Consider the following 3,829-nt stretch of genomic DNA (forward strand, 5'->3'; position numbering starts at 1 on the left):
GCCTACATCCAGGATTCCGGCCCGGGTTTGCGGCCCTTTTTCTCCACCGGATTGGCGAGGAGTTTCTGTGCCGGATAGGCGCGCAGGAACTCCTTGGCCTGCGACGCTCTGGCGTTCAGCCATGCGTCATACGCGCCTTCGTTGAGGATGGCCGGCATGAGCTTTTCCGCTCCCGGCGCCGGATAGCGGTTCATGAGCGCATGCGCGTTGGCGTTCACGGTGATGATGGCAAAGCTCAGCAACTGCGAGCCGTCTTCCGGATCGAGCCAGCGCGCCCACACGCCCGCCGCGCCCATGGGCAGGCCGTCCACGCGGGCAATACGGGTCGGCAGCGGCTTGCTCGGACGATGATCGTTGGCGATGAACGCCATCATCGGCACGATGCAGCGTTGGTTGTTCAGCCACGCGTCGCGGAAAGCGGTTCCCGTGGAGACCAGGTCCGACTTCACGTTGGCGAGCTTGGGCGCGCGCAGCCGTGCGTCGGAGGCGGACTTCACCCAATTCGGCACCAGCCCGAACTGCGCGGGGACGAGCATGCGCTCTGGCGCCGCTTTCGCTTCTTCATCCCGCGGTGCTTGCGCCGCGCGTTCGGCGTCGCTTGCGCCGGTCAGCGTGCGGGTGATGAAAAAGGACGGCTTGCGCGGCGTGACCTGGCGCTCGCCCGGCTCGGCGGGAGGCTCCACGCGAAACGCGGAACGAAAGAGTTCGGCGTCCTTGAGGGATTCAAATTGGGTGCTCATGCCCGCGATCGTACGCGGGAGCGGGCGTCGTGCCGCGCAAAAACTGCTCAGGCGGGCAACTCTCCAAGTTCGGGCACGCCGCGTCGCTTGGCGACGGCGATCGGCGGCGCCCAGCGGCCGCCCTTGGGCTTCTTGCTGGTCACGAGCGTGATCTCCGCCGGCTCGAACACTTCGAGGTTGTGCGTGATCGGCGTGGTGAGCACATACTGCGCGCGCGTCGAGCGCAGGAAGTGGCCGACCAGCTGGATGTTGCGCACGTCCAGATGAGCGAACGGCTCGTCGATGAACACGAAGCCGCCCGAGCCGCTTTCCTCGTCCTTGAGCAGGCCGACGAGCAGGATCAGCGACTTGATCACCTGCTGGCCGCCCGAGGCCTCGCCGTCGTTCAGGCCGATCGTTCCCTTGCCATCGAACGCGAAGTTCACCTTCAGGCCCGCCTGCGCGAGCACCGTGTCTTCGTTTTCCAGCAGCGGCAGGTCGGCGGTCACGTCCACGCCAGCCAGCGCGCCCAGCTCCTGGATGTTCCTGCGGTAGCGGCGCACCGTGCTGCGCAGCACTTCGATATAGCTCTCGCGCGCGTTGTGCACGGCCGTTGCGGCCTGCGCGTTCTTGACCTTGTGGTCGTCGAGATGGGCGGCCTGCTCGCGCACGGTCATGTCCATGCGGCGATGGCGTTCCTCCACCGTGTCGTCGGTTTCCCAGGTGCTCTGGTCGAGTTCCTGCTCCACCGTGTGCAGGCGCAGCCGGGCCTGCACTTCATTCATGTACTCATCGACCAGTGCGCGGATGGTGCCCGCGGCAATCCAATGGGCGGGAAACTGCCGGCGCTGCGCCTGGTTTTGAGCGACCTGCGCCAGTTGCTGGCGGCGGCGCGCACTCCAGTCCTGGGCCGCGCGTTCGGAGTCGCCGCGCGCACGCAGCAATTGCGCCTCCAGGCGCCTGTGTTCGTCGGCGAAAGCGCGATGGCGGTCGTGCGCCCGGGCGGTGTCCGCCTCCAGCTGCTGCCAGCGCGAACCTGCGGCGATCCGCGCCTGCCTGGCCGCGGGCCATGCGGCGCGCGCCTCGGCGAATTCATCGCCGCGGCGCGCGAGTTCTTCCGCCGCGCCGTGGCCTTCGAGCGCGCGGCGCGTGTCGGTGATCTGGCGCTTGACGGCCATGACCTCTTCATGCACGGGCGCGAGCTGGGCGTCGATGCGCGCCACTTCCTTTTCGGTGGATGCGCGCCGCGCCTGGACGGCCGCGGTGCCGAACTGGTGTTCGTGCGCATCCACCCACATCGAGCGCGCGCCGCGTCCGTCGTGCATGTAGGCCTGCGGCGTGATCCATGTGCCGCCAAGGCGCTTGCCTTCGCGCGGGTCGGCAACGCAGCGCAGTTGCTGCAATTGCTGCACCAGCCAGCGCGGCACCGCAGCGGTGAATCTCACGTGGGCCAGCAGCGTGTCTGGATCGCCCTTGAGCGCGGGCTGGCCGGGCTCGACGATGTAGTGGCGGTAGCGCTCGCGTTCGCCCAATTCGTAGGCCTGCGCAAGATCGTCTTGCCTGGCGAGAAGCGCCACCCAGCGGTGGCCGCGCAGCACGCCCTCGATGGCGTGGCGCCAGCGTTCGTCGAGCACCTCGACCACTTCGGCGACGAATTGATGGCCGATGCCCGCGCCATGGAGCGCGCGCCGGAACCTGAGCGCTTCGGGCGGCATGGGCGGCAGGTTCTGGCCTTCCAGGGCGCCGAGCGCTTCCTGCGCGGCCTTGCGGCGCTGCTGCAGCGCGCCGCGCTGCTCCAGCAGATCGGCTTCCCTGGCCTGCAATTGGGCAAGATGGGCCTGCAGCTCGTCGGCATTGCTGCCTTTGTCCACCAGCGCCAGCAATTCCTGTTCGCGCTGGACGATTTTTTCGAGCGGCGCTTCATGGCGCTGCGCGGCGTCGAACGCGGCGCGCGCCTGGTCGCGCTCCACGCGCAGCTCCTCGGCCTTCTGTTCGGAGCCCGCGCTTTCCTGCAGCAGATGCAGCAGCCTCTGGTTTTGAACGGCGATGTCCCGCAGCGCCGCGCCGTGCTGTGTTTTCTGCCGGCGCAGATCGTGCGACTGCCTGAGCAGCGACTCGCGCCCGCTCCACCACGCGAGCACCGGAACCACTTCGGTCGCCAGCCGTTCGCGTTCGGCCAGGCGCAGGCGCCAGGTCTTGTAGTTGTTGACGCGATGGGCCAGTTCGGTGAGCTGGGCCCGGCTGTGGTCGAGCTCATGCCCGGCCTGCGCCATCTCGCGCGCCAGTTCCTGCTGATGACCGCGCGCCTTCTCGTAGGCGTCCAGCACTTCCTGGTCGCCGAACACGTCGAAGACCAGCCGCAGAAGCTCGCGCGGACTGAATTCGCACAGGCGGTCGGTCTGCCCCTGCTCGAGCGAGAGCACGCGCGCGATCGCGGGCGAGAGCCCCGCGCCGGCGAGCACGCGCCCCCAGTTTTCCACGCCCATGAAGCCGAGGTCCTTCTCGGGCGTGTCGCGCAGCTGCTCGACGCTGACGTCGCCTTCGACCAGGCAGTAGCGGCGCTGCCAGTCGCCGCCGTTGCGGTCGATGCGGCAGGCCAGCGTGACCTGGTCGCTGTAGATGAGGCGGCGCGCGAACGGCCGGCTCGATGTCTGCCGGCCCTGCGGCCGGTTGTCGACCACGGCGCGCAGCCATGCGGTCTGCGCGCCCGCGTGCCGTGCGTACGTCTTGTAGTCGCGCGGGGAGGAGCAGCGCAGGCCAAGCAGCGTGCGCATGGCGTCCAGCAGCGTGGTCTTGCCGGAACCGTTGGGCCCGGCGATGGTGATGATGGACGCATCCAGCGGCAGTGAAACGCGCTGGCAATAGTCCCAGTGGACCAGCTCCAGAGTCTGCAGGTGGAACATGGCGGTCAGTGCTCCTCGGGACTGAGCCGGGTGGCGGCGCGTTCGTCGATGAGGTCGTCGATGGCGGCCTCGATGTTGTCCACCACGTCGGGCTCCAGCGGCGGCTCGGTCACCGACTGCGCATACGACTGGCCGGGCTCCGGTGACACCGGTGGCTGCGGGGCGGCGCTGGACGATGCGGGCGCGGGCATGGCTGGCGCGGCGGGT

At 68.7% G+C, this 3,829-nt stretch carries 2 protein-coding genes and 1 pseudogene; all 3 read right to left on the reverse strand.

Going from position 1 to position 3,829, the window contains the following annotated elements; genetic code table 11:
• Positions 1–2: 2 nt before the first annotated feature.
• Positions 3–740 carry an SOS response-associated peptidase gene (locus tag ABWP92_RS16785; protein WP_353236547.1) on the reverse strand — a complete coding sequence of 246 codons (738 nt, stop codon included), beginning with the start codon at positions 738–740 and terminating at the stop codon, positions 3–5.
• A gap of 47 nt (positions 741–787) precedes the next feature.
• Positions 788–3,622 carry an ATP-binding protein gene (locus ABWP92_RS16790; protein ID WP_353236548.1) on the reverse strand — a complete coding sequence of 945 codons (2,835 nt, stop codon included), beginning with the start codon at positions 3,620–3,622 and terminating at the stop codon, positions 788–790.
• Positions 3,623–3,627: 5 nt separating this feature from the next.
• Positions 3,628–3,829 (reverse strand): annotated as a pseudogene (locus ABWP92_RS16795) (hypothetical protein); the annotation flags it as partial.

The sequence above is a fragment of the Diaphorobacter ruginosibacter genome, assembly GCF_040396215.1.
GTDB classification, from domain to species: Bacteria; Pseudomonadota; Gammaproteobacteria; order Burkholderiales; family Burkholderiaceae_C; genus Diaphorobacter_A; species Diaphorobacter_A ruginosibacter_A.

Excerpts from the sequence above, each read along its gene's own strand:
- ABWP92_RS16790 (WP_353236548.1), bottom strand. The coding sequence starts at position 3,622 with ATGTTCCACCTGCAGACTCTGGAGCTGGTCCACTGGGACTATTGCCAG.
- ABWP92_RS16785 (WP_353236547.1), bottom strand. The coding sequence starts at position 740 with ATGAGCACCCAATTTGAATCCCTCAAGGACGCCGAACTCTTTCGTTCC.